Consider the following 22150-nt stretch of genomic DNA (forward strand, 5'->3'; position numbering starts at 1 on the left):
GGATGGTGTTAGCTAGGCGCCATGGACCCGCCCATCTCAACCCGGCCTCATGCGACCAGCCTGCCGAACGTGCTCACCTACGCACGGATCGCGGCTGTTCCTGCGCTCGTGGCCTGCCTGATGTTCGTCGAAGGGGAAGCCGGGCGGTGGGCCGCGTTCTGGCTGTTCGTCGCCGCGGCCATCACCGACTGGCTCGATGGGTACCTCGCGCGCCGGCTCGAGCAGCAGTCGACGCTGGGACGCATGCTGGACCCGATCGCGGACAAGCTGATCGTGGGGGCGGCGCTGATCATGCTGGTGCATGACCGGACCATCGACGGGCTGTCGATCTGGGCCGCCATCGTGATCATGTGCCGTGAAATCCTCGTTTCCGGGCTGCGCGAGTTCCTGGCGGAGCTGAACGTCAAGGTGCACGTGACGGCCCTCGCCAAATGGAAGACGGCCGTGCAGATGGTCGCGCTGGCATTTCTGATCGCGGGACCGGCCGGAGACCGGATCGTTCCGGGCACTTCGGTTGCGGGAATTGTGCTTCTCTGGGTCGCGGCAGTGCTTACGCTCTGGACCGGCTATGACTATCTCAAGGCTGGTGTCCGCCACGCGATGGAAGGGTAGTTCGGTGTCGATCGGAACGATAAGCGAGGCTCGGGCCTCTGCCGCGGCGGGGCAGCGCCTCACCGTGCGCTATTTCGCCTGGGTGCGCGAGAAAGTGGGACGCGCGGAGGAGGTCGTCGACGTGCCTCAGGGCGTCGCGACCGTCGGCGATCTCGTGGCTTGGCTCAGCACGCGCGGCCCCGAGTACGAGAACGCGTTCGCGCGGGCAGGCGTGGTGCGCGCTGCGCTGGATCAGGTTCATGTGAAGCCGGCGCATGCGCTTGCGGGTGCGCGGGAGATCGCCTTCTTTCCGCCGGTGACTGGCGGCTGAGGAGAAACGGCCGTGGCGGTGCGTGTTCAGCGCGAGGCGTTCGATGTGGCGGAGGAAATCCGCCTCTTGACCGATAGGCGTACCGACGTCGGCGGTATCGTGACCTTCACGGGGCTCGTGCGCGGCGAAGCCGGCGGGCGGGCGCTCCAGACGCTCACCCTCGAGCACTATCCTGGCATGACCGAACTCGAGCTCGGCCGTATCGACGATGAGGCCCGCGAGCGGTTCGGCCTCACCGGATCTCTCGTCGTTCACCGGTTCGGCGAGTTGAAGCCCGGCGACCCGATCGTTCTGGTCATCACGCTCTCGGCCCACCGCAGGGCGGCCTTCGAGGCGGCGGAGTTCCTGATGGACTATCTCAAGTCCCGGGCGCCGTTCTGGAAAAAGGAGTCCTTCGCCGACGGGACTGAGACGTGGGTCGACGAGCGGGCCAGCGATGGGGCCGCCCTCGCGCGCTGGACGGGCGCATCGTTAACCGAAAAGTAACCAAATACGTTTTCCTAAATAAAATCTTCACAACATTGATTTTGCTTGGTTATTCCCGTGCGCCCGCGCTCGGCATGGTGGACGATTAGTAAATCGTTAACCTTTATCGTTCCATAACAATGCCTGATGGCGTCCCGCAAAACGCCATTATCTACGGTTACTTAATGACTGTCCCGCCAATGGACCGTGTTGCGTAGACGGGGGTCACACAACGATGATGAATGAATACCGGCAGCGCTTTGCGCTGCAGAGCTTCTGCGCGCTTTTTGCGCTTGCGTTTCCGCTCGCGGCGATCGCGGCGGACCAGCGCGCCGTGTCAGACAAGATCCCTGCCGCTTCCCCGCAAAAATCCAAGAAATCCGTCGAGACCGGCTCTCTCGGTGCCGCTGCCAAAGCCAAGGTGCAGGCCGCTGCCGCGCCGGAAGCGACGCTCGGCGGCGACGCCAGCCATACGCGCTTTCTGATTGGCCTCCCCAAGGAGGTCGAGTTCCAGGTTTTCTCGCTTTCGAACCCCAATCGCGTGATCGTGGACATCGCGGAGACCGCGCTGCGTCTTCCTGCGCAGCCCGAGGAGAACATCGCGGTCGGTCTCGTGAAGTCGTTCCAGGCCGGCCGATCGGCGCCCGGCAAGTCCCGCGTGGTGATCGAGGTCACGCGCCCGGTCGTCGTTGAGAGCGCCAGCATCGAAGGTGCGAAGGACGGCAAGGGCCATCGCCTGGCGCTCGACATCGTGCCGGTCAACTCGGCCACCAAGGCGGCGAAGAAGCCGCTCAAGGTCGCGCCGTTCGCGCTCGGTGCCGTCGACGTGCAACCCCCGCTGCCGATGCCCGCCCAGCGTCCGGATGAGATCGCCGCGCGCTCGTTCAAGCCGATCATCGTGATTGATCCTGGCCACGGCGGACACGACTCGGGTGCCATGAAAAACGGCACCGTCGAGAAGGATGTCGTCCTCGCGTTCAGTCTCATGCTCAAGGACAAGCTCGAGAAGACCGGCCGTTACAAAGTGCTGATGACGCGCGATACCGACGTGTTCGTCGAGCTCGGCAAGCGCGTCGATTTCGCCGAGGAGCACAAGGCGAACCTGTTCATCGCCGTGCACGCCGACTATGCGGGCGGCAACTCCAAGGCGCGCGGTGCCACCATCTATTCGCTGCGCGAGAACGTTGCCAACGCACTTCAGCGCTCCGCCAAGGGCGAGGTGTCGAGCGCCGTCCTGACGAAGGATGAAGTCGATACGATGAAGAAGGCGAGCATCGACAACGATCTCTCGGCGGTTAAGAGCATTCTCGCCGATCTCGCGGGGCGCGAGGTCGACGCCACGCAGGAGCGCACCAGCGTCTTCACCCGCTCGGTGATCGAATACATGGGCGCAAGCACTGAGCTTCGTGCCAAGCCGGACCAGCAGGCCGCGTTCCGGGTGCTGAAGACGGCGCAGTTCCCCTCGGTGCTGATCGAGCTCGCCTACGTCACCAACAAGCAGGACGCGGAGCTGCTCAGATCCGACACGTGGCGCGATAAGGTTTCGGATTCCATTATGACCGCGGTCGAGAACTACTTCGGAAATCAGATCGCGCGCCTGCCGATGTAGCGGCCGTCTCGCGCACGCTTCAAAAACTAGAAGGCCGGCCCTGGGGGGACCGGCCTTTAGTTTTTCTAGCCGGCGCCGGGTCGCACGCCCTGCCGGCAAAGCTCATTCAAGTTCTACTTGGAGGATGCGGAGGTTTAAGTCGCCACAGGAGTACAAAGTCCCAGTCGGTATCGTGCCGAAGCTCATGGGTATGAGCGGCGCTCCTTGGTCGGGACGCGTCGGTGGACCACTGACGAAGGTGCTTCAGCATAGTGCACTCCATCTTCTAGCTGGTGCCGTGACCGAGCTCCGATCGAATAAGCCTGCGACAGCCGCGACACACCTCTCCCTCTGCCAGGGCTGGCGGAGCGAGACGACGACGATGCTGGCGGGGCCGGAGCGGACACGGCGGTCCTGGACGGACTTATGGGATGGTGCGATGCGCGCCTTTGGAACGCTCCCTCTGGCAGCGCCGTCCTGGGCTGCCACACGTTCCACTGGGCTCTTTGACCAGCTGATCGGTCGTTTCGGTTCAGAGATCTCAAGGACACCTGTCCAAAAAGGCTCTGACGCATGCACCGGTAGCAGACGCAAGGCGGCCGAGACCGCAGTCGCGTCAGGCGAGGTAATTCTCCCCCACGGCTTGGAACGTATGTGATTCGAATGAAGCCAAGCTAACGGTTCGCAATATTATTTGCGGCGTGGCTGGCTTGACTCACTGATGAGGCGGCTCGTCCGGCGGGGCGGGTTTTTCGGCCGGTTCGGCTTGCTGGCCGCAGTCACTGAAGAGCGACGTCAGGCAGTTCCACGTCTTGGTTGCGGCATTGCCAATGGCGCTTCCGGCGTTGCCGATCTGCTCGCCCGCTTTTTTCGCAGTGCCGCCGATGGCTTCGCCGGCCTGCTCCAGGCCCTTCTTGGAGGATCTCACCGTTTCGCCGGCCAGCTCCTCGACCGTGCGCGGCACCTTTGCCGGCTTTTCGGCTTCCGGCGGCGGCGCGGTCTCGGGTGCGGGAGGCTCACTTGCGAGCGGGGTGCGGTTGTCAGGTGCCGGCGCCCCGATCTGAGGTGCCGCCATGCCCGGGAGCTTCGGCGGCGGCTTCACCATGGTGGTGAGGCCGGGACAGGGGAAGGGCGCGCCGCGGGAGACCGCGCAGGCCTCGTGGCGGCCCTTCGAGGCCATTTCCGAGATGCAGTAGAGGGAGGCGCTGGGGTCCTTGCCGGGGCCGTCCGGCGTTCCGTCGACGACGCACCGGTACATGGCGGGCGGGCCTTCGCACGTCACGCAGTATTCGAGCGCCCACGCACTTCCTGACGCGGCCAGGACAAGTGCGGCGCCCGCGCCTGCGTATGCGATACGAACCATCCCCTTACTCCACTGGCCGGCACTGTTTTTTGCTTCGGCGACGAGTTTGTGCGGCTCACGCCCCTTATCATATGACTTGGGACAAACCAATGAAGGGGCCGTGCCCGCCTGGGTGTGAAAACGTCGGTCAGAAAGGGTGGCGGCGCGCTTGCAAAGCGGCGACCCCACATCTATACGGGTGCTTCGCGCGATCCGGAGACGTGGCCGAGAGGCTGAAGGCGGCGGTTTGCTAAATCGTTATACCCTCTAAAGGGGTATCAGGGGTTCGAATCCCCTCGTCTCCGCCATAACTTGTCAGTCTAATCCATTGAAATTGCATTATAAAGCCTGACCCTCGGCGGAGCTAAGAGGGGCAACGGGGGCTTTGTAATCCAACCTGGAGGGCAACCGTCCCATGTGAAATATGGGTTGCCGTCCACAATGGAGGTCGGCCCATGACACGTTCAAATGCTCCGGTTCCCCACAAACGATTTGGCTTCTGGTACTTGGTGCGGAAAGTGCCCCGTGCGTTCTCGATGCTTGACCGAAGAGGTGTGGTCAGGGTGACGACGGGAATTCGGATTACCGACGACCCAAGGGCGGTTGCGGCCAAGCATGTGGTGGCAAAGCTGGATGCTGACCTGCAACGATACTGGCGCGACCTCGCTTCGGGCATCGACCCTCACGCGGTGAAGCGTGCAAATGCAGCTGTGGAGTTGGCAGGGAGGTTCGGGTTCCCATATCTCGAACTGGAGGCTCTTAGCGCCTCTCCCATCGACGAGCTGACGAAGCGGCTGGATGCTTTGGAAGCGCTGTCTGGAAAAAAAGAGCTTCCCGTTGCCGGATCGGCATTGTTTGGTCTGCTGCCCTCGCCACGCAGCTCTAGGCGGCTATCTCAGTTGGTGGATGACTATGAGGTCATTCAGGCTGTGGAATTGAAGGGGAAGTCGGCAGAGCAATGTCGCCGTTGGCGCAATCAGCGCGATCAGATGCTGGGGCGGTTCTTAAAATTCGTCGGAGGTGACAAACTTGTTGAGGTGCTCACGGTCTCTGATGTGCGCACGTATCGTGATGCGCTGAAGGAAGAGGTGTTGAAGGACCGTATGGACGTGAACACGGCCAATAAGAATATCGGCACTGTTGCTGCGATGTTCCGGGCGGTGGTGGATGAAGAAAAAATCAATATCAGCGACCCGTTTGTGGGCATGCGTCTCAAGGGCGGGGAGAAGAAACAGCGTACGGGGTTCACGCGCGAGTTTGTTCAAGACGTGCTCTTAAAGGACGGGGTCATGGACGGGCTTAATCCGGAGGCCCGCGCGATTTTCTACGTGGTTGCTGAAACGGGCATGCGCCCGTCTGAAGTTGTCGGGCTTCAGCCGGAGGATATCATCCTCGATGGAGACATTCCGCGCGTCGTCTTGCGTGAAAACCAGCGAAAGTTGAAGACCAAGCACTCGCGGCGGACCATACCTCTTGCAGGTATCGCCTTAGAGGTGATGCGCCGTTATCCGGATGGGTTCCCGACGTACCGGGGGAAGCCGACCAACTTGTCCAATACGGTGACCAAGTATTTGCGCGAGAACAATCTGCTGCCGTTGGAAGGGCAGTCGTTTTATTCGTTGCGGCATACGTTCCGGGACAGGCTTGGCGAGGCAAAGCCCAGCGACCAAAGATTGATTGATGTCTTGATGGGGCATTCGCCCAAAGGTGAGAAATACGGGTCGGGGCCCAAGCTGCTTCTGGCACGTGATTTAATGCAGGAGATGGCGTTCAAACCGCCGTCTGCGTCCTTTGCAGAAGGGCTCGGGCGCGGGACAGAGGATCATCTTTCCGCGCGTGCTCAACGGCAGCCTCGATGCGGAGGAAGATGGGCAGGAAAGCGGCGTCTTGAGCCAGCAATTCAGCAGCAATCAGGAGATTGCGCTCAAGATGTTCCAGGGGAATGAGGTGATGTTCATGGTTTTGCATGCGTTACAAAAAGCAATGGATAAAGCCCTTAGCAAGGGGTCCAAGAAGAGCGTTCGTACTTAGGAGGTCGTAGGGGTAGCTAAGGGTACGGAGGCGGGCATCACAATTTGTTGCAAGGATGATCAGGTTGGTATTGCTGCAACAGGGGGTGGCGGATTGAGTGAGTTCCTGTCGTTGATTGATCAGGTTTGGTGCACATCGTGTTCGTGCGGACCGCAGGTGTGTGCATCGTGTACGCACGGTACAGCGGCGACGCCAAGGCCCAGACGGTGAGCAATCACATACCTACGCGTTTCATGAAAGCTTTCACGAAGAACGGATTGGCCTCGCGTATGCGCCCAATCCGTTTTTTTATGTGCGGTCGCTGTCTCGATGGCGCGCACTGTCCCTTCCCCATTCCGGCGGCCGCAGCACGTTGGCTGGGGCGTTGAGGAACAGCGGCGCAATCTGCCGGTCAGAAAATCCGGCTGAACCACATCCTACGCGGGTGAGGAAGAACAGCAGTTCCGGGTGTTGAGCCGCGAAAGCTTTGAACACGTCAGCGTGGTTGGTAATCGCGCCAAGCGGCAGCGGCCGGACTTGGGCGGGGCGCGGCGGGGGATTGGCGGACATGGTCGACAACGCATAAGAGCGGCCCCGCAACCCGATTCCCTGTCCGTAGATTGCGCCGTAGTGCTTCAGCGCCGTATATGCGGCGCCCGCGCCATGCCGTCCGGCGAGGTTTGACCCAAACACAAAGATCCCATTCGGGGCGAGCGTAAGGGGGGCCGTCCAGGTGGGGATGACGCTCATCGTAAGAGTCTAACGCGAACGTTCAGAGGTCGCCAAGCCTACCGGCGGCGAAGCGAACTGTGATGGGGCTTGCGGGGCCTTGGCGGGAGCGGTGCTGCGTCGAGGAACGTTGCTACTGTGTCTGCGTCCATGTGGAAGGAGTGCGGTGCCATCTTCTTCAGGGCAGCTTCCAACGCGGTTAGGAGGGCTTTTGCCACCTCTTGCTCAAGCGTACCCACCGCGTGCTCGAAAAACGATTGCAACGGGCCTGCAAGAGGCCAGTAGCGCTCAAAACCTCTTTGCCGTGGGTCTTGCCAGCTGAATGTTTCGACCAGCTTGCGGGCAAGCTTCTGGATGTCGGCATCGGTGATGTGCATGGATGGTTATGGATGTGCCTGCGACGGAGACTGACCCCCCTTCCCTTTTCAAGATGAAAAATCCCGCCGTAGGCGGTTTGAAGGATTTTGATAGTTATAGAGAAGGAGGTTTTAGAAAGGTTTCAGGTTCACGAACACGAATGCCCATATGGCCTTGCCGGTGCTTTTGGGCAGTGATGCACGGGCCGGACGGAATGTTGCACGGGTTCGGACGGAATGATGCACGGCCTGGACGGAATGATGCACGCCGGAGGGGAAGGGATGCACGGGCTTGGCCAAAAATCGCTTCTTTGATTTTTTGTCCGAGGGGTTGGTGGTGATGCACGGTGGTTTTGTCCAAACTCTCGGAAGCGATGCACGCGAGGTTGCTCCAAGGGCCCCTTCCCTGACGGGGTGTGAATCCTTGTGCATCAGTGGGGTCAGCATTTTTGTCCAAGCATGCGGCATCAATGCACGGTGGTTTTGTCCAAGCGGTTGGGCATGGTCAGGATGTGATGCACGGATATTTCGGGAAGCCGTCGATGGATATGAATGATGTCAGTGGTTTGCAGGAAGATTTGAGGGGCTGAGTGCGTGGGAGCGATGCACGGGTTTTTTGGACAGAATGATGCACGGCATTTTTGTCCAAGGCGTGTGGTGCTCAGCTAGGTGCCTGAAAAGGCATCACTTGCGTTCCCGAAAAGTTTGGACGGAATGATGCACGGCGTTTTTGTCCAACGCGGCATGGGGCCATTTTTGTCCAAGCCGGAGGAAGCGATGCACGGGCTTTTTGTCCATCAGGCGGCTTGCTGATCTCCTTCGGTGATTTGCGCGTGGCGCTTGGTCATGCGCAGCTTCTCGCCGTTCTTGGCGGGCAGGATTTCAAGATTGTACTCGGGCAACGGGCAGAGTTTGGAATCCTCGACGATTTCTTGCAGGGCCCTTCTGAACTTGGCGAAGGGTAAGCTTGAACCCGAACGCAGGTGGACGGTCTCAAGGCCGTAGTCGGAGATGCCCGTCGTTCCTGCGGACTTGCGGGCGAGGCGGTAAATGAAGCGGGCAAGGGGTTTGGCAATGAGGAAGTAGTCGGCGTGAAGCGTGAGCACGCTGGGTTTGTCGCTGGGGTTGACCACGCCCTGATACACCCAATCCGGAATGTCGATTTCAACAGTGTCGATCTTGTTGCCCTTGGTGCGCGAGATGACCTTGTAGCGTCCGATGAGGGGGAATGATTCCGAGGCGCGGCGCTTGGCTGCGTGGTTGAGGTTGGTGATTTTGATGCGGGTTGCCTGCAAGCGGTCCAGCGCTCCTTCGATGCGCTCGTACTGGCGACCCCCGTGGCCTCTTCGCGCGAAGGAGAGGATTTCGCCCATCGAGGGGCGGTAGCAGCGCGCGGGGAGGCTGGGGCGCAATCCCTTCTTCTCGGCGATGCGGTACTCTTTCATGGTGGAGGTGAGGGATGTCACCATGTGCAGGAAGATGTCGTAGTCGAAGGCGTTGGCCAGGCCTGTTTCGGCGCCGCCTTCGATGGTGATGATGGCGTCGGGGAGCTCGTAGCGTATGACGCCTTCCTCGCGTTTGTTCTTGGAAAGCGAGAATGGCGCCACGTCCATCAGGTTGACGTCGTCCTTGAGGGGGGCGTCGTAGGTGGGTGGCGAGAAGAAGGATAGTTGGTTTTCTTCGGTCGGCGCATCGCGGAGCGTGAGGATGTTGGACGTCAGCTTGAGGGGCGCTTCGTGTTTGATGAGTTGGCCAACCTCGTCAAGGTGGACGGCTTCGCTAAGACGTTTAAGGGTGTCGCGCAACAAAGGGTTGGTGGTGGTGTCCAAGGCGAGGTCGGAAAGCCGTCGGCGCATGTAGAACCGCCGGAGCCTGGCGAGCGCTTCCTTGTTGAGGGGCTGGGGGTCTTCGTCGCCTTCGATGACAGATATTCGCGCGGCGACCTCCTGCAGGTACCTGTTCTTTTGCTCGAGCGAAAGATCGCTGAATTCGGCTTGGGATTTGAGGTTCAGCTTAGTTGGCTTCACGGCGGCCGTCCTCCACGAGGTCGCGGGCCTCGACGTGGAAGCCATCTTTTTTCAGCGCGCGGCAGATTAGGTATTTGATGGTGTTCTCGCCATCACCGGCGCGTTTGCGCAATTCGGCGCGCAGATAGTCGGGGATGTCGACGGACAGGCGTTTGGTGGGGGACTGGGCTTGTTCCGAAGTACGGGCCCCCTTCCCTTTCTTGGCGTTTGAGATCTTGACCACCGATGCCGACGGCAAAGTGCTTTGTTCCTGGTCTTGCTGGGCGGAAGGGCTTGGTGTTGGGACGACGGTTGGGATGCCGCGTTCGGCCGCGTGTTCGTTCACGGCTTTCGAGACGTCGGCGAACGAGCCGCGGTCATCGGAGAGCGACGGGCGCATGAAGGGTCTATTGGCGGGGCTGCTCATGCGGCAATCCTTTCTTCTTGGGGTTGGAATACGGCCAGCAACTCTTCGGTTATGGCGTCGATCTCTTCGACGGCCCTTTTGACCGGTAAGCGCTTTTGGTCGGCGTAATGCGGTGTCGTTCCAGTCTTCCACGTTTCCGAGAGGATGGGGCGCAGGTGCAGAATGTTCTTGAACCTAACCATGTCGCTGGCATCGACCTCATCCAGTGTGAGGGCCTGGTGGGCGGGGAGAATTCCGAAGGGAACCTTGTTGACAAGGAGGCGGTGGGTCAGCGGCTTCGTCATTTTCGAAGCCATGCCTTTGAGTTCGCGGTTGAGCTTTTGGGCTTCCCGCGCGTCGGGCTCATCGAGGCCCATCGGGGTGATGGTGATGTCGGCGGCGGCGGCCAGGAGCAAGGCAACGCGATTCATGTGGCCGGCGAGATCGACGAAGACAAAATCGTGGCCGCTGTAATTCCACAGGCCGTTGACCAAGGCGTCGATGTCGATGTCGGCGGTAGGCCCCTTCTCCACCTCAAGACCTTTAATAAGGTCGATGCAGGGGTTGCTCTTGTACCAGCGGTAAAGGGTTTCGGTTTGGTCGAAGTCGATGACGCGGGCCGTATAACCCTGATTGGTGAGGCTCGCTGCCAGCGTAAGGCAGGTGAGTGATTTGCCAACACCGCCCTTGGGGGAGATGAAGGCGATAATGGCGGCGCGTTGTTGAGTGCTCATGGGTGGATGCTGCGTCGTTATCTAAGGACTGTCCAGCGACCGCGCTCATGACATGGGCAATCGTATGCAGGGGGTGTGATATTTTTTACAGATGGGGGTCTGTGGGGATGGGGGTATGGGGTTATGGGTATGTCCCCATGCCCACACGTGGGGGCAACCACAGATACACAGATGGGGTTATGGGGACGCCCACAAGTCCCCAGATGGGGAGGCCCACAGGTGGGGATACCCACAGGCCCACAAGTAGGAAATGAGAACGGGCGGAAACGCGGGCATAAATCATGGAGCTAAAACCCCCAAGCCCACAGATGGGGGTATGGGGACATGGGGGTGCCCACAGATACCCAAGTGGGGAGGCCCACAGTTGGAGAGGCCCACAGGCCCACGCATGGGGGTATGGGGAGGCCCCCACCACCACAACCCCACAGATGGGGTGGCCATCAAGCCCACATGTGTATCCCCACATGTGGAGGCCCCCAGATGGGGAGATGGGGAGGTTGAGATTTTGGTTGGGTCGGGCGGGGGTTGTAATTGTCACGTTCCGGGAACGTGACACCCGCGCTTCAACACCACCTGCCGCATCGTTCCGTGGGAAAGCGCATCCCCCGCTGTTGCCGGACCCGGCGGACCGGCCGGAGGTCTCTCCGTTGCCGACCCACGTCACCACAACTGGCACCCCGGCGCCTCGAGCGCGAAGGAACGCGTCACCCATTGGGAGCAGCATTCCTACACCGTCACCGGCGCCCAGCAGGTTGCACCCGGCGCATTGTCGGTTGCCGACCCGCGCCCGGTCGCCTTCCGCAACGGCAAGGAGAACTATCAGACCGGCGGGCATTACGGCGTTGTTCCATGGAACACGCCCTCTTATGGCATCACCGCCCACGGCCAGCGTGACAATGGGTTCTGGTCACTGGCCGACCCGCGCGTTGATCAGCTTCCAGCGCCTGACCATAAACTCACCACCGTCATCCGCGCGCTGGATGGAACCTGGCACCGGCCCTTTACAACGCTGGAGCTCGCTGCGCTTCAATCCTTGCTGGACCCCGAAGAACATCTCGAACTGGAGGGGTTGTCGGATGCTGATTGGCGCGAGCGCATTGGAAACGCCGTTCCCCCTAAAGCCGCCGAAGCAATCGCCGGCGTTATGGGAACAACCCTGTTGCTCGCGTGGTCGGGGGCGACGTTCACGCTTGGCTCGACGCCCATTTGGGTCCGTCCCGTCGCCATCGGGCTAACGCTCCACCAACAAGGATTCGATCCCACCCATTGACCTTGGACCCGAAACCTCCACCCATATCGCGCCAGCCGCTACAGCGTAGCGTCTGCTAATCAGCAAGGTCTTGGCTGCTAACGTCCGTCTTACTCAACCCTGCACTAAGGCCGTAAACTGCGCTTTCCAGAGGGAAAAGCTCGTTCGATAAGCAGGGATGCAAAAACTCGGCATCGACCCTCAGCACGCCACTCATTATTTCTGATACAATTTCCCTAGCATGTATCGTTTTCCCCTGTTCTAAAAACTCGGCCAGCTTTGCTGCACGTTCAAATGTTTCGGGGCGCAAATGCGCCCGCACAAATTGGGAACCGCCCAACACAGGCGTACTATTCAGAAGGGTTTGCAGCGCAGCCATACGGCTAGTGACAGTCTGAGCAAGAATAAACAGGTCGTTCATGAAGCCGTTATGGGTTTGACGGGTGTTTTGTGTTATTTGACAGCGGGGCACCCTGCAGGCGCGGGTCAGCGACGGAGTGGGGGCCACCACCCACCATCATCTTGCCGGTGACGACGGGTGCGGTCTCCGACCACGGCCGCACGCCCATCTGCACCGAACGCGGGTGGCCATCAATGCGCGGGTTGGCAACTGAGAACTTTCCGTTGGCGGGGTGGCTGCGCGCGGCGATCGTGCCTGACGCATCGTTCCACCGTTTCACGCCGTACTGAAGGGAGTTGTCCCAACGGCTTTCCGGCATCAGCAGGTATTCGGAAAGATACCCGTTCTCCACAGCGAGCTTGTTGAGGCTGCGCCAATCGGAACCCGCTTCGACGAATGCAAGGCGCACCCACGTTTTCCATTGCAGCGCGGGGACGCGGTGCATGGGGCCGGCCGCTTCGATATCGCCGGGCAGGGGGAACCGCGAAAGGAGAGATCCAATGGATTTGAGGGAACGTTTCTCCGGCTCGTAGAGGACGGGCGGCACCTTCTCCATGTGGCGCGCGACAAGAAGGAAACGCTTGCGGCTTTGGGAAAGACCGCCAAGCTCGCCGCAATCATGGGTGGTTTCTGCCACCGCATACCCATACTGGCGCAAAAGCTCTCCAATGCGGTCAAGCAGGTGACGGCCGCGCGTCATGATGCGCGGCACGTTTTCAAAGACGAACAGTTCCGTGGGGTCGTGCTTCCAGGCTTCGAGCGCCAGCCAGATGCCCCGAAGCGTGAGGGCGTTCAAGCTTTGGTAGCGGTCGGTTTTGCTGAGGCCTTCGGCGAGCAGCCCCGAAAACCCCTTGCAGGGCGCGGACAGGAAGATGATGTGCGGGCGTTCGTGACCGGCGGCCGTGTGAAGGTCTTGCGGTGTTGCCTCCCGCCAATCAGGCGGCGGCTCGTGGCCATGGAAGGCGATGTACTGCTCACGGGAAAAGAGATCGAGGCAGGTTCCTTCAACGCCGGCCAGCCGCGAGAAATCCTTGATCGCCGAAGCGTTGTTGTCGATTCCCCCGATGCAGCGGAAGCGTGCGGTTGTTTTTCCGACGCGGGCTTGGCCGCGGTTGAAGCCTTTTGCGCCGCCGCCCAGTCCGCAGAACAAGTGGAAGTGGCGGATTTCGCGTTCAAGGGCACGGATGTTGATGGGTGCGTTCATGGTTGTCCTCCGGGTTGCCCGGCCGGAACACCTCTCGGTGCCCGTACCGGCTTGCCCGGCGGAACCCGCCTCTCCCTCTCCCTTTACCGGCGCGACCTCGCGTGACGGATTTGGAAGGAGGTGCAAAGCGTAGGGAAGGGGGGACTGGCGCAGCTAGGAAAAAAAGCTTCGGGATGGCGTGCGAGACGTTTCATGCTGTGCGCAGTTTCGGTGCTCAGCGCGTAGGCAGGTTTGTGCCTCCGTCACCATGCGTTCCTGCACGATGGGGTAGTCTGGGTTATGGAGGGCATTTTGGAATTTTCACGGTTGTTATCTCCTGCTCAACTCAAACGGCTTGCTGCAACACGAGTGGAGATGGAACGGATCTACCGACTTTCGGACAGGTGGCTTGCGGAAGAGTTGTTACGGCTCGCGCGGCGGGCGCGAGAAGAGCACCCGGATAAACTCGCTTGTCCTGACGTCATGACCTATGAGGCATCGTTCGTTTGGGATTTGGTACCGGAAGTGGCGAAGCGGCTTGGTGCCTCTACCTTTCGGCGCGAAGAGGCTCGCGATTGGCAGATGAGGGATGCGGATGTCGTCGAGTTGCGGGAAATTGCGGGGGTCTTTCTTTTGAATTCTTCGTTGGGACGATGGATTGATCATAAGGCCGAGAAGCCTTCTGCTGTAGAGCTGCTTGGCCATGAGGTGGCGAATGGGAATCCCGTGGCGATGGCGTTAGACCGCATGTGTCAAGCACCCGCACGGGGAAATGACCGCGACGACTATGTGGCGCGGCAAGTGAGGGAGGTGTCAAGAAGGCGGGGGTTTGAGGAAACGGCGGAATGGTCGCCTGTGCTGCAGAATTGGGGGAAGGAACGGGAGAGGTAGGGCGGGGTATGGCGTAGCTAGCAGTAGCTAGGGAATTTCTCTTTATTCGCCTTTCCCCTTTATGGGAGAATCTGCCCTTCGCAACAGCAAGGGTGATGGATGGCGGATAGCCGCAACATTTTGCGGGAACGGTTTGCGCGTACTCAAAGGGTAAGGACAACCCGGCGTGCGGATTTCAAAGGGTACCGGATGCGCCTGAACCTTCGCGTCCCAGAATCCATGTCCATTAGTCTTCAGATTATCAAGCTCGTCACCGGGGAAGCCAAAAACGGCTTTTGCGAACGGGTGCTTGCGGAGGCAGTCAATCAATCCATTGAGGAGCTGAAGACCAAGCATGGTGAAGAGGCGTGGGCTGCGATCCAAACGTGCGCGAGAGCTTCAAAACCAACGGAGCCTTCTGGTTGATGCGGTGGTCGTCTTTGGCATTGTGGTGTCGCTGGGGCTTATCGCTGTATCTGTTGCGCTTAATTTTCGCATGGGGTTGCGCAGCGCGGATACCGAGCTTGATGGAAAACTCTACGGTGCCGGCGCCGCCTGCGGCGATTGCCTGAAGGCGATTGCGCCTTTCATGATGTCGTGGGGATTGCGCCATGGCGATGTGCTTTCAGCTGCGGCAGCGGTCGCCCTGTTTGGTATTTGCACAAGTTTCTCGTTCGTATCGTCGCTGGGGTTTGCGGCCGAGCACAGGTCAAGCAAGGCGGGGACGGCCCAAGCCCAAGTGGATGGTTATGGCGATGTGAGAAAGGAGAGAAAGCGCATCGAGGATGCGCTTGCATTCCAAGGGCCCCAGCGGAGCGTGCGTGAGGTGCAGGATGAGATTGCATTTAGGCTGAAGCAACGTGTGTGGGCGGGAGGGCAGGCGGTCGGCGTTCTGTCCGATAATTGCGCCGTTGACCGCAAATCCACGCGCGCTGCGTGTGAGGAGGTTGCGAAGCTGAAGGTTGAGCTAGCGGCGTCTAACGAGGTGCAGCGGCTGACGGCTGCACTGCAACACCCATCCCTTCAATCGCCGGAACACGTGACGCCCCTGACATCTGACGCGCAGGTGGATGCTTTGGCAGGGGTTATTGGTCTGGTGACGGATGCCGTGAAGAAGGAGCACATTGGTCTCGCGCTTTCCATCCTCTTGGCGTGCTTCATCGAGGTCGGCTCGGGTGTCGGGTTGTTCATGGTGACGACGCCGTGGCGGGCGAAGGAGGTTGAGGCAGCGAAAACCCTATCCGTACCTAAGAAGGTTTTGGGCCATGTAGACACTTACATGTTGGCGCGCATTGAACCTGGCGAGGACCTGCTGTCGGTAAAGGTATTGCATGAGGATTATGCGCGCTGGTGTTTGTCCATCAATGCGGTTGCTTACACGGAGGCCGAGTTTTCAAAGAGGTTGGATGTTCTGGCGGCCGAAGCGGGTATCGCCACGACGACCCGCGCGCAAAGGCCATACCTCGTGGATGTGCGGCTTGCGGGCGTAGCAAAGGGGGATATGGCGTAGCGAGGAGCAGCTAGGAAATTTGGTTTGCAGGTCGATAGGCACGTCCGTACGTTGAAGGCGGAGGTGACCATGAACGAGTTGAAGCGGTATTACCTCAATAACGAGCCGTGGCTAACGGATGACGCGATGAAGGTGTTTCAGCACGAGATGGAGCGGTCGAAGAGGCTGCGGGCAGAGGAACTGTCTGTTCGGGGTGTGCACCTGGCGAGCCTGAAAGTCGTGCTGATCAAGGGTTACCCCTATTATCACGACGAGCGGCTGAAGGAGTTCCGGCGCGTTGGCGGCCCGCACATGGTTTTGACCTATCAGCAGTTTGAGTTGCTTGATGAGAAGGATCAACGTTTGATCATTCCCACGGGTGATGCCTTCAAGAAGGCGATGGCGAAGGAGAGGGCGTTCTGGAGGCGGGAAAAGGAGAGGCATGCGGATAGCGACAGGGGGGAATGATGAAGGACGCGCACCGGTATTGCGACATCTACCTCAACAACCAACGCTACCGTTTCGATGCTGCGCGCAAGGTCTTCATGTCGTCGTCGGGGCTGGAGCCCCGCGTGGTGACAATGGATGAAGTGGAACGTGGGCACGTGCATGCCGCGTTGTGGCGGGCTTATGTGGTTGGCGGGGTTCCTTACTATTACGATGAAGTGGGGGATGAACTGATGCGGGCATCAAATCCTTCGAAGAGATTGGGGGTGAATGATTATACGGCCTTGATTGAAGTTGGTGCTGTCAGCGCTCCACGGGGTGATGTGTTTAAGGCGATTATGGACAAGGACAGAGCCCTTCATGAGCGGGTGCGTAGAAGTGAGGAACGCGACCGTTGAGGAGAGGTCTCATGAAGGAGCTACCTACGTTTTTTCTCGATAACATCCAGTTCCGCTATGACCCCGAGCGGGGCTTGTTTTCTTGCCTGTCGATTGGCAGCCGGGACATGACCCTTGAGGAGGTGCGGAGGAAGGGGGTTACGGTGTCGTTCTACGAGGTGACTGTGGTGAGGGGCATTCCGTATCTGTTCGATGAAAAGGCGGATACGTTCTACCGTCTGGGCAATTCAAACGTGCGGATAAGTGGCGACGAGTTTTATCTGGAGGATTTGCGGGGGATGGTGAGTTACCCGGATGGGGAGGAATTTCGCAAAGTGGTGGCGCGGGAGAGGGATTACATGGCGGGGCTTAGCGCGCTGCGGCAAGAGGACAGGAGTAGTGACCGGTGAACGTGCTTTCGGTGGAGTATCTGCTGCTGGTGATATGCGCCGTTTGCGGGCTCGGCGCGGTTTCGGGCCTTGTGGTTGTGCCGGTTGGGATGGCGGGCCTGTGTGTCACGTCGCTTCCGAAGTATCAGGCGTTCTGGCAACGGGCCAATGACGTGAACAGGCTCGGCGCCGTGAAGGCTTCGATGACGCTCTCGGCGCTGAATGCCTTGATTGCGGTATCCGCATCTTACGGGCTGGGGTTGGTTCTGCGGGGTCTGGTGATGGACACGTAAACAAAAATGCCCCCTGAGCGGGGGCTTTTTTGTTGGTGCCGTTAGCGGGCTATGTCGGCGTCTTCGGTGCGGGCGCGGCTCTTCCGGCCGGAACGCTGCGGCTCGGCGTCGGCCGCGTGTTCGGCGCTTTGCAGCTGTTCCTTGGTCATGTGGTGCTGCGTGTTTCCGCTGGCCCACGGTCCGTAGCGGTTGGGTTCGCGTTCCCAAGCGGAGCAGTCCAGTACGGGAAGCTCGGGAGTGCGGGTCCACTTGCCCCAGAAGGCGGGCTTCATGTCTTCCTTTTTCTGGTCCTCAGCGCTCAAGGCTTCATAGTCAGGGTTGGGGCTTCCGTCTTCCAGGGTTTGAAAGATCTTGAACTGGTTGGGGCGGATGGCGATGAAGTGCGTGTTGTTCTCCTTGGTTTGGGCGAGTGCGCTACGCATGCTGGTCGCGGTGCTGACCGGGCCGATGTAGTAGGTTTTGACCTCGCCTGTCTCCTTGTCGGTCTCCTGCTGGGCGAAAGCGGAGAAGTCGAATTTCCGATCCGGGTGTTCAGGCGTGGAGATGCTTCCGGTGATGGCGGGCGCGTTGGGATTTTTCGCGCGCCGGAAGTTGAGGTTCATCGTGAAGTTACCCTGCGGGCGCGTGGTCGTGGTTTGGTCCATGTGTCTTCCTTTCGTCGTGGTTGGTGACGGAAGGAAGCGTCGGACTGTTTGGATACATTGGCAATACGCTCAGCATACAAAGTAATCAAAATTGTATTCCCTTGTTGGTCATAGAAGTGGCTAGCGGTCTCGTTCCTTTTGAGAGGAAGGGACGGCGTTCGGCGTTGCGGCTTTGCGCATCGCTTCTTCTTGGTCGTAGAAGCGTTGGCGTAGAACCGGGTCGGCTTTGATGAGCTCGACGAGCTGACGGCGCTCGCGTGTGAGGTCATTGAAACGTGCGTCGATACGCTTCTGCATGCGGCGTTCGGTTTCGGGGGCCAGGGGGCGTGTCAATCTAATGCGGCGGCTATAGGTGGCCAGCATGATCCGGCGGCGGTCTATTGTTTTGAGGCGGGCGAGGGGATCAGACATGAGAACTCGAGCTGAGAACGTGACAAGGAAGACGAATTCCGTCCCCGTGGGGATGGAAATGAAGTTTGGCGTCGGTAAATTTGGATTGCCAACCATTACTTGTCGTTGGCTGTAGCGCGCATAGTGGCTTTTGTTGATGTGGTTTGTCTTCCGAGGTCGTGGTTTCTGGAAGGGGCCGTGAAATGGGATCGCGAAACGATAGTGGCGAGCGGGAGGATGGCAGGCGGGTTGCTTGTGACTGCGCCCCGCCTGCCATCGTACCGTCCATGCACAGCGGGGTGTGTGGCATGAACGAATGCACCGAAAGGGTAATGTGTCGCCGAAACCGGGAATTTTGCATCATTCTGTTGACCTCGGAGTCCCCGGTGATAATGAAAAGGGACCCACTGTATTTTTCGCTGCGGCGAAGAGGTGGCAGGTGAAGCGCTTGCTTTCCTAGGAGCGTGCTTCACCTGCCACTACCCGTCATCTGACATAGACCGAGGTCGCGTACGGAAAGGCTTACCAGGCCGTGCGCACGGACGAGGTTGGACAGGGACGGGAATGGGGATAGGTTTCAGCTTAAAGGCAAGGACAGACCAGCGGCCGGCGAAACAATTGTCGCTGACGGTATGGATATCCGTGCGTGCGTGACGTTGCGATCACCGCATGGTCCACGCAGCTGATACGGGTTGAACCGTTTTTCTTATTCGTAGAATGGGGCGCAAATTGAAGTAGGCCAAGACCATGAAAGTCTCCAGCAAAAGAAACGACGCGATACGGAATATGGCTGGTGAATTTGAAGGATATTGGTTTGGTAAGGCGCTCCCTATATTCAAGGTTGATTGATCTAAATGATACGCGTTTGCGGGCGGAGGCAAAGACATATTCTGGGGAAATGTTTTTACGGACCCCCCGTGTTGCCTTCGCGCAACTCTTTTGGAATCCTCCTAGGAAATTGCTTATTTTAACATGGTTAAGGCGCAAAGATTTATTTGGTGTGAGCATTGTTTCCTGCGGGTGTCAGCTGCTTCGGTTTGCCCCTAGGTAGGTTTGCGTGTTCGGTAAAATCGAGAGCTGCCCGGGTTTCGCTTTTGATTTTGGACTTTGTTATTTGTTTGCAGGGGGCTTTCCATTGTTGGCGGGAGGTTGGCGATGGCGGATCTTATTGAAGGCGGTGCGGTGCCTTCTTCCTGTCCGTCGATGAGGATGGTGCCGTCAGCGCGCATGACGGCTTCAATGACGGAGAAGCCGCTGTTGAGGGCATCATTGATGCCGTCGTAGCTTTCCGGGCTTTTTATGAAGAGGCAGAGCCGTTCACTGATAATGTCGGCCAGTTCTTGCTCGGCCTCGATACGTGTGAGGTAGACGTCCGTGTATGAGACTTCGTCCTCATGGATTGTGGCGGGTGCCCATCCTTCGCAGACTGTGTCTGCGGCTACTGTCCAGACGGTGTGCGATGTCATTGGACTAGGCTTTTGCTGAACTCTTGCACAGGGCGGTACTCTCGCCAGTGCTGAGCGTCATTGTTGTGGGTGATGCGAAGGCTTCCCTCGGTGAACGTGCATGCGCTGGCTTTGGGGAACCAGAGCCATGACCCATTGCGGTGGGGGTTTTGCTTTCCGGCGGCGATGGCAGTCTTAGAGACGCCGATTGAGAACGCCACGGCGTTGGACTGGGCGTGGATGACTTCCTTTTCTTCCCAGATGGAGATGAGCTGGTCGTTTGGCGCGCGATGGGAGGACCGTGTTTCCCAACGTGTGCCGGGTTTGAGGGCGCGTTTGAAGGCTGCGAGTGTTGTGATGGGGAGCACGGTGTTGCTTTCCTTTTTTGACGGGTGGCCGATCTCTCTCTTCGGGGCGGTTTCCGGCCGCAAGTCCCTTGCCCTTCTCCCTCTCTGATGCCGGCCATGAAGAAGCCCCGGGTAAGCCGGGGCCGTAGGCGGCCTAAGCCGCCGGTTTGCGGCAATCCACAACACGGATGCGTTGTTCCTTGGCCTTGTCGGCGAGGTTATCGGTGATGCCGTTGCCAGGGAACACGATGACTTCGGCGGGCGTGGCCTCGAGCATCTTGTCGTTGCGCTTGAAGGGAGCTGCACGGTTGTGGCGGTTCCATTCAGGCTCGAACCCGATGGCCTTCACGCCCTTGTTGCGAGCCCAGGTAAGGGCGAGGTGGTCGACGCCGGTCTTGGCGGCGCCGTGCAGGAGGACCATGTCGGGGTACCGGACCAAAGCGGCGTCCAGCGCGGCGTAGATCGCGTTGTGGTCCTGGAACTGCAACCCACCGGCGATGGCAATCTTTGTGCCGGCCGGCATCATGACGTTGGTCTCCGCGTAACGCTTGGCGTTGAGGTAGTCGCGGGAGTCGACCATGGCCGCGGTCTGCGCCTTGCGGTTGACCACCGAGCCTGAGCGCGGGCGCCACACGGAGCCGGTCTCGTTCTCGTAGGCTTCTGCGGCGGCGTCGCGCATGTGCTCGAAGGCATTGCGGCGATCCATCAGGGCGCGCCCCTTGTCGGTGAGACGTTCGAGCTCGACCGACCGCACCTCGGAACCGTCCTGCTCCTCGAGGGAGGCGCGCTGCTGGGCTTCGTTGTCGTCCAGCAGTCGCTGCATGCGTTCGGTCTTGTGGTGCAGCGTGTTGGCCAATGACCACAGCATGTCGTCAATGTCGGGTTCCAGCGCGGTGTCAGTGAACGGGCCTGTGATCGCCGAAAAGAGGCAGCTGACCGCGCCGGTGAGCTGCTCGGGCTCCGGCATGGGGCGGTATTCCGGCTCGTCTGCAGAGGGGCGGTGCCCATAGAGCGCCAGGTTGTCGGCAACGCGCGCGGTGGCGGTGACGGAGGGATAGCCGGAACGGCGGTACGAGGAGTTGTAGGCCATGGGTGTAATTCCCGTTGGTTTCTCGGAGACCGGTGACATCCACCGGCCTTTCCGGCGGACCCTCAGCCGGAGGCGCGGACGGGCAGCACCGCGCGCCACCCCGCGCGCGGCCGTAGCGAAGCGAAGGACGGCAAGGCGGGGTCTATTTTGTTCGCGATGCAAAGGGGCCGTAGGCCCCGGCGGAAAATAGTCTCCCGCCGCCGTTGCGCCCGGCCCCGACTCTGGCCTGCTCCGCCTCTCAGAAAGGCCGAGGGAGTCCGCGCGACCGAGGCCAAGGTGAACACCCTGCCGCAACCTCTCGCCTTCCCGGCCGATCCGGACCTTATCCGCGTCAGAGCGGTGCATTCGGCGTCGGCAGACCTTGGAGGCTGAACGCGGAAGGTGAGAATGGACGGCAACCTGCGACAGAGGAATAGCTCTCTGATAGCGGTGACGTCCCACGTTAGCTTGACCGCGTTAGCTTATGCGTGTTAGCTAATTCAAATGAAGCAAGCTGAGGACAACTCGATGAAGACGCTGAAACTGCGCGCCTCAACCGCGCTTACTGGGCCTGCTGCACCCAAAGGCAAAGACCCAAAGATGGGCGATTTCACTTTCAGAATATGTCGAACGGTTCAATATCTCGGAGCTAATGCGAGCGGCTTGGCAATTTATGAATTCCTAGAAAGTGAAAACTACGAGGTCAACACGGCCCAGATGTACGGCACAATCCAGAGATTGCTTGAGCAGGAAATCATCGCCCGGACCGGAACTTCACCTTCCAAGTCTGGGCCACCGTTAAAGCTCTATGAATTGACAAAAAAGGGGGTGGAGATGCTTCAAGAAAAATCATCGCACCTTCATGAGCTGGTTGGGTTCGATAACCGTTTGACGTCCTATGAGAAGGCTAAGTCCATCAAAGGGGCAAGGCATGGAACGAAAGGCAAGGGGCCGCGCGCGCCTCGTGATTATACCGGGCGGTCTGACTGAGGGTCCTCGT

26 protein-coding genes and 1 tRNA gene are annotated in these 22150 nt (G+C 59.6%); 14 read left to right on the top strand and 13 right to left on the bottom strand.

Going from position 1 to position 22150, the window contains the following annotated elements; genetic code table 11:
- The first annotated feature begins 21 nt into the window (after window positions 1-21).
- The 4 genes from pgsA to F812_RS0103515 all read left to right on the top strand — a co-directional run bounded on the left by pgsA (window position 22) and on the right by F812_RS0103515 (window position 2996).
- Window positions 22-612 (top strand): CDP-diacylglycerol--glycerol-3-phosphate 3-phosphatidyltransferase, encoded by a 591-nt coding sequence (gene pgsA, locus F812_RS0103500; protein ID WP_020084574.1) that lies wholly within the window; start codon window positions 22-24, stop codon window positions 610-612.
- 4 nt (window positions 613-616) lie between these two features.
- On the top strand, window positions 617-922 hold the full coding sequence (moaD, locus tag F812_RS0103505) for a molybdopterin converting factor subunit 1 (protein WP_020084575.1): 306 nt from the start codon (window positions 617-619) through the stop codon (window positions 920-922).
- A gap of 12 nt (window positions 923-934) precedes the next feature.
- Complete coding sequence (locus F812_RS0103510) at window positions 935-1408, top strand: molybdenum cofactor biosynthesis protein MoaE (protein ID WP_020084576.1); 474 nt, start codon at window positions 935-937, stop codon at window positions 1406-1408.
- A 214-nt stretch (window positions 1409-1622) separates the two neighbouring features.
- Window positions 1623-2996 carry an N-acetylmuramoyl-L-alanine amidase gene (locus tag F812_RS0103515; protein WP_020084577.1) on the top strand — a complete coding sequence of 458 codons (1374 nt, stop codon included), beginning with the start codon at window positions 1623-1625 and terminating at the stop codon, window positions 2994-2996.
- Between the two features lie 694 nt (window positions 2997-3690).
- Here F812_RS0103515 and F812_RS0103520 read toward each other — a convergent pair.
- On the bottom strand, window positions 3691-4338 hold the full coding sequence (locus F812_RS0103520) for a hypothetical protein (RefSeq protein WP_026867820.1): 648 nt from the start codon (window positions 4336-4338) through the stop codon (window positions 3691-3693).
- A 194-nt stretch (window positions 4339-4532) separates the two neighbouring features.
- On the opposite strand from F812_RS0103520, the gene F812_RS0103525 reads away from it, so the two are divergent.
- Window positions 4533-4625, top strand: a tRNA-Ser gene (locus F812_RS0103525).
- Window positions 4626-4772: 147 nt separating this feature from the next.
- Window positions 4773-6263 (top strand): tyrosine-type recombinase/integrase, encoded by a 1491-nt coding sequence (locus F812_RS22405; RefSeq protein WP_083929043.1) that lies wholly within the window; start codon window positions 4773-4775, stop codon window positions 6261-6263.
- A gap of 373 nt (window positions 6264-6636) precedes the next feature.
- Here F812_RS22405 and F812_RS0103535 read toward each other — a convergent pair whose 3' ends face one another.
- The 5 genes from F812_RS0103535 to F812_RS0103560 all read right to left on the bottom strand — a co-directional run bounded on the left by F812_RS0103535 (window position 6637) and on the right by F812_RS0103560 (window position 10558).
- Window positions 6637-7077 (bottom strand): A1S_2505 family phage non-structural protein, encoded by a 441-nt coding sequence (locus tag F812_RS0103535; protein ID WP_020084579.1) that lies wholly within the window; start codon window positions 7075-7077, stop codon window positions 6637-6639.
- Between the two features lie 38 nt (window positions 7078-7115).
- Window positions 7116-7433: a hypothetical protein gene (locus tag F812_RS0103540; protein ID WP_020084580.1), complete on the bottom strand. Its 318-nt coding sequence runs from the start codon at window positions 7431-7433 to the stop codon at window positions 7116-7118.
- Window positions 7434-8209: 776 nt separating this feature from the next.
- Window positions 8210-9439 carry a replication initiator protein A gene (locus F812_RS22410; protein ID WP_020084581.1) on the bottom strand — a complete coding sequence of 410 codons (1230 nt, stop codon included), beginning with the start codon at window positions 9437-9439 and terminating at the stop codon, window positions 8210-8212.
- Complete coding sequence (locus tag F812_RS0103555; RefSeq protein WP_156827198.1) at window positions 9426-9845, bottom strand: hypothetical protein; 420 nt, start codon at window positions 9843-9845, stop codon at window positions 9426-9428. The genes F812_RS22410 and F812_RS0103555 overlap by 14 nt, the downstream gene beginning before the upstream one ends.
- A complete protein-coding gene (locus F812_RS0103560) occupies window positions 9842-10558 on the bottom strand; it encodes a ParA family protein (RefSeq protein ID WP_020084583.1) in 717 nt (238 codons plus the stop codon). Before F812_RS0103560 ends, F812_RS0103555 begins: the two co-directional genes overlap by 4 nt.
- Window positions 10559-11324: 766 nt before the next feature.
- Here F812_RS0103560 and F812_RS22415 point away from each other — a divergent pair.
- Window positions 11325-11828 carry a DNA cytosine methyltransferase gene (locus F812_RS22415; RefSeq protein ID WP_020084584.1) on the top strand — a complete coding sequence of 168 codons (504 nt, stop codon included), beginning with the start codon at window positions 11325-11327 and terminating at the stop codon, window positions 11826-11828.
- A gap of 55 nt (window positions 11829-11883) precedes the next feature.
- Here F812_RS22415 and F812_RS0103570 read toward each other — a convergent pair whose 3' ends face one another.
- The gene (locus F812_RS0103570) at window positions 11884-12228 is read right to left on the bottom strand and encodes a hypothetical protein (RefSeq protein ID WP_020084585.1); all 345 of its coding nucleotides are present in this window, start codon (window positions 12226-12228) and stop codon (window positions 11884-11886) included.
- A gap of 7 nt (window positions 12229-12235) precedes the next feature.
- Window positions 12236-13411 carry a DNA cytosine methyltransferase gene (locus F812_RS0103575; RefSeq protein WP_020084586.1) on the bottom strand — a complete coding sequence of 392 codons (1176 nt, stop codon included), beginning with the start codon at window positions 13409-13411 and terminating at the stop codon, window positions 12236-12238.
- 354 nt (window positions 13412-13765) lie between these two features.
- Between F812_RS0103575 and F812_RS0103580 the strand changes: the two genes are divergently transcribed.
- From F812_RS0103580 to F812_RS0103605, 6 genes are all read left to right on the top strand, one after another.
- Window positions 13766-14281, top strand: coding sequence for a hypothetical protein (locus tag F812_RS0103580; protein WP_020084587.1), 516 nt, complete (start codon window positions 13766-13768; stop codon window positions 14279-14281).
- Between the two features lie 334 nt (window positions 14282-14615).
- Window positions 14616-15770: a hypothetical protein gene (locus tag F812_RS0103585; RefSeq protein WP_020665353.1), complete on the top strand. Its 1155-nt coding sequence runs from the start codon at window positions 14616-14618 to the stop codon at window positions 15768-15770.
- 69 nt (window positions 15771-15839) lie between these two features.
- Window positions 15840-16217 (top strand): hypothetical protein, encoded by a 378-nt coding sequence (locus F812_RS0103590; protein WP_156827199.1) that lies wholly within the window; start codon window positions 15840-15842, stop codon window positions 16215-16217.
- Window positions 16214-16594 (top strand): hypothetical protein, encoded by a 381-nt coding sequence (locus tag F812_RS0103595; protein WP_020084591.1) that lies wholly within the window; start codon window positions 16214-16216, stop codon window positions 16592-16594. Before F812_RS0103590 ends, F812_RS0103595 begins: the two co-directional genes overlap by 4 nt.
- Before the next feature lie 11 nt (window positions 16595-16605).
- Window positions 16606-16983, top strand: a complete 378-nt coding sequence (locus F812_RS0103600; RefSeq protein WP_020084592.1) for a hypothetical protein — start codon at window positions 16606-16608, stop codon at window positions 16981-16983.
- Window positions 16980-17255, top strand: coding sequence for a hypothetical protein (locus F812_RS0103605; RefSeq protein WP_020084593.1), 276 nt, complete (start codon window positions 16980-16982; stop codon window positions 17253-17255). The genes F812_RS0103600 and F812_RS0103605 overlap by 4 nt, the downstream gene beginning before the upstream one ends.
- A 41-nt stretch (window positions 17256-17296) precedes the next feature.
- Here F812_RS0103605 and F812_RS0103610 read toward each other — a convergent pair whose 3' ends face one another.
- The 5 genes from F812_RS0103610 to F812_RS0103630 form a co-directional block, all read right to left on the bottom strand.
- Window positions 17297-17899, bottom strand: a complete 603-nt coding sequence (locus F812_RS0103610) for a hypothetical protein (RefSeq protein ID WP_020084594.1) — start codon at window positions 17897-17899, stop codon at window positions 17297-17299.
- A gap of 120 nt (window positions 17900-18019) precedes the next feature.
- Window positions 18020-18310, bottom strand: a complete 291-nt coding sequence (locus F812_RS26320; protein WP_156827200.1) for a hypothetical protein — start codon at window positions 18308-18310, stop codon at window positions 18020-18022.
- 1022 nt (window positions 18311-19332) lie between these two features.
- Window positions 19333-19755, bottom strand: coding sequence for a hypothetical protein (locus F812_RS0103620; RefSeq protein ID WP_020084596.1), 423 nt, complete (start codon window positions 19753-19755; stop codon window positions 19333-19335).
- Window positions 19752-20165, bottom strand: a complete 414-nt coding sequence (locus F812_RS26325) for a hypothetical protein (protein WP_156827201.1) — start codon at window positions 20163-20165, stop codon at window positions 19752-19754. The genes F812_RS0103620 and F812_RS26325 overlap by 4 nt, the downstream gene beginning before the upstream one ends.
- A gap of 70 nt (window positions 20166-20235) precedes the next feature.
- Window positions 20236-21171, bottom strand: coding sequence for a DUF2493 domain-containing protein (locus F812_RS0103630; protein WP_020084598.1), 936 nt, complete (start codon window positions 21169-21171; stop codon window positions 20236-20238).
- Between the two features lie 507 nt (window positions 21172-21678).
- On the opposite strand from F812_RS0103630, the gene F812_RS0103635 reads away from it, so the two are divergent.
- Complete coding sequence (locus tag F812_RS0103635) at window positions 21679-22140, top strand: PadR family transcriptional regulator (protein WP_020084599.1); 462 nt, start codon at window positions 21679-21681, stop codon at window positions 22138-22140.
- Window positions 22141-22150 lie beyond the last annotated feature (10 nt).

It is taken from the genome of Hyphomicrobium zavarzinii ATCC 27496 (genome assembly GCF_000383415.1).
Lineage (GTDB): Bacteria > Pseudomonadota > Alphaproteobacteria > Rhizobiales > Hyphomicrobiaceae > Hyphomicrobium_C > Hyphomicrobium_C zavarzinii.

Excerpts from the sequence above, each read along its gene's own strand:
- F812_RS0103555 (WP_156827198.1), bottom strand. The coding sequence starts at position 9,845 with ATGAGCAGCCCCGCCAATAGACCCTTCATGCGCCCGTCGCTCTCCGAT.
- pgsA (WP_020084574.1), top strand. The coding sequence starts at position 22 with ATGGACCCGCCCATCTCAACCCGGCCTCATGCGACCAGCCTGCCGAAC.
- F812_RS0103585 (WP_020665353.1), top strand. The coding sequence starts at position 14,616 with ATGGTGAAGAGGCGTGGGCTGCGATCCAAACGTGCGCGAGAGCTTCAA.
- F812_RS0103560 (WP_020084583.1), bottom strand. The coding sequence starts at position 10,558 with ATGAGCACTCAACAACGCGCCGCCATTATCGCCTTCATCTCCCCCAAG.
- F812_RS0103515 (WP_020084577.1), top strand. The coding sequence starts at position 1,623 with ATGATGAATGAATACCGGCAGCGCTTTGCGCTGCAGAGCTTCTGCGCG.
- F812_RS0103610 (WP_020084594.1), bottom strand. The coding sequence starts at position 17,899 with ATGGACCAAACCACGACCACGCGCCCGCAGGGTAACTTCACGATGAAC.
- F812_RS0103575 (WP_020084586.1), bottom strand. The coding sequence starts at position 13,411 with ATGAACGCACCCATCAACATCCGTGCCCTTGAACGCGAAATCCGCCAC.
- F812_RS0103590 (WP_156827199.1), top strand. The coding sequence starts at position 15,840 with ATGAACGAGTTGAAGCGGTATTACCTCAATAACGAGCCGTGGCTAACG.
- F812_RS0103580 (WP_020084587.1), top strand. The coding sequence starts at position 13,766 with ATGGAACGGATCTACCGACTTTCGGACAGGTGGCTTGCGGAAGAGTTG.
- F812_RS26320 (WP_156827200.1), bottom strand. The coding sequence starts at position 18,310 with ATGTCTGATCCCCTCGCCCGCCTCAAAACAATAGACCGCCGCCGGATC.
- F812_RS22405 (WP_083929043.1), top strand. The coding sequence starts at position 4,773 with ATGACACGTTCAAATGCTCCGGTTCCCCACAAACGATTTGGCTTCTGG.
- F812_RS0103620 (WP_020084596.1), bottom strand. The coding sequence starts at position 19,755 with ATGACATCGCACACCGTCTGGACAGTAGCCGCAGACACAGTCTGCGAA.
- F812_RS0103570 (WP_020084585.1), bottom strand. The coding sequence starts at position 12,228 with ATGAACGACCTGTTTATTCTTGCTCAGACTGTCACTAGCCGTATGGCT.
- F812_RS0103595 (WP_020084591.1), top strand. The coding sequence starts at position 16,214 with ATGATGAAGGACGCGCACCGGTATTGCGACATCTACCTCAACAACCAA.
- F812_RS0103630 (WP_020084598.1), bottom strand. The coding sequence starts at position 21,171 with ATGGCCTACAACTCCTCGTACCGCCGTTCCGGCTATCCCTCCGTCACC.
- F812_RS0103540 (WP_020084580.1), bottom strand. The coding sequence starts at position 7,433 with ATGCACATCACCGATGCCGACATCCAGAAGCTTGCCCGCAAGCTGGTC.
- F812_RS0103600 (WP_020084592.1), top strand. The coding sequence starts at position 16,606 with ATGAAGGAGCTACCTACGTTTTTTCTCGATAACATCCAGTTCCGCTAT.
- F812_RS0103535 (WP_020084579.1), bottom strand. The coding sequence starts at position 7,077 with ATGAGCGTCATCCCCACCTGGACGGCCCCCCTTACGCTCGCCCCGAAT.
- F812_RS0103635 (WP_020084599.1), top strand. The coding sequence starts at position 21,679 with ATGAAGACGCTGAAACTGCGCGCCTCAACCGCGCTTACTGGGCCTGCT.
- F812_RS0103520 (WP_026867820.1), bottom strand. The coding sequence starts at position 4,338 with ATGGTTCGTATCGCATACGCAGGCGCGGGCGCCGCACTTGTCCTGGCC.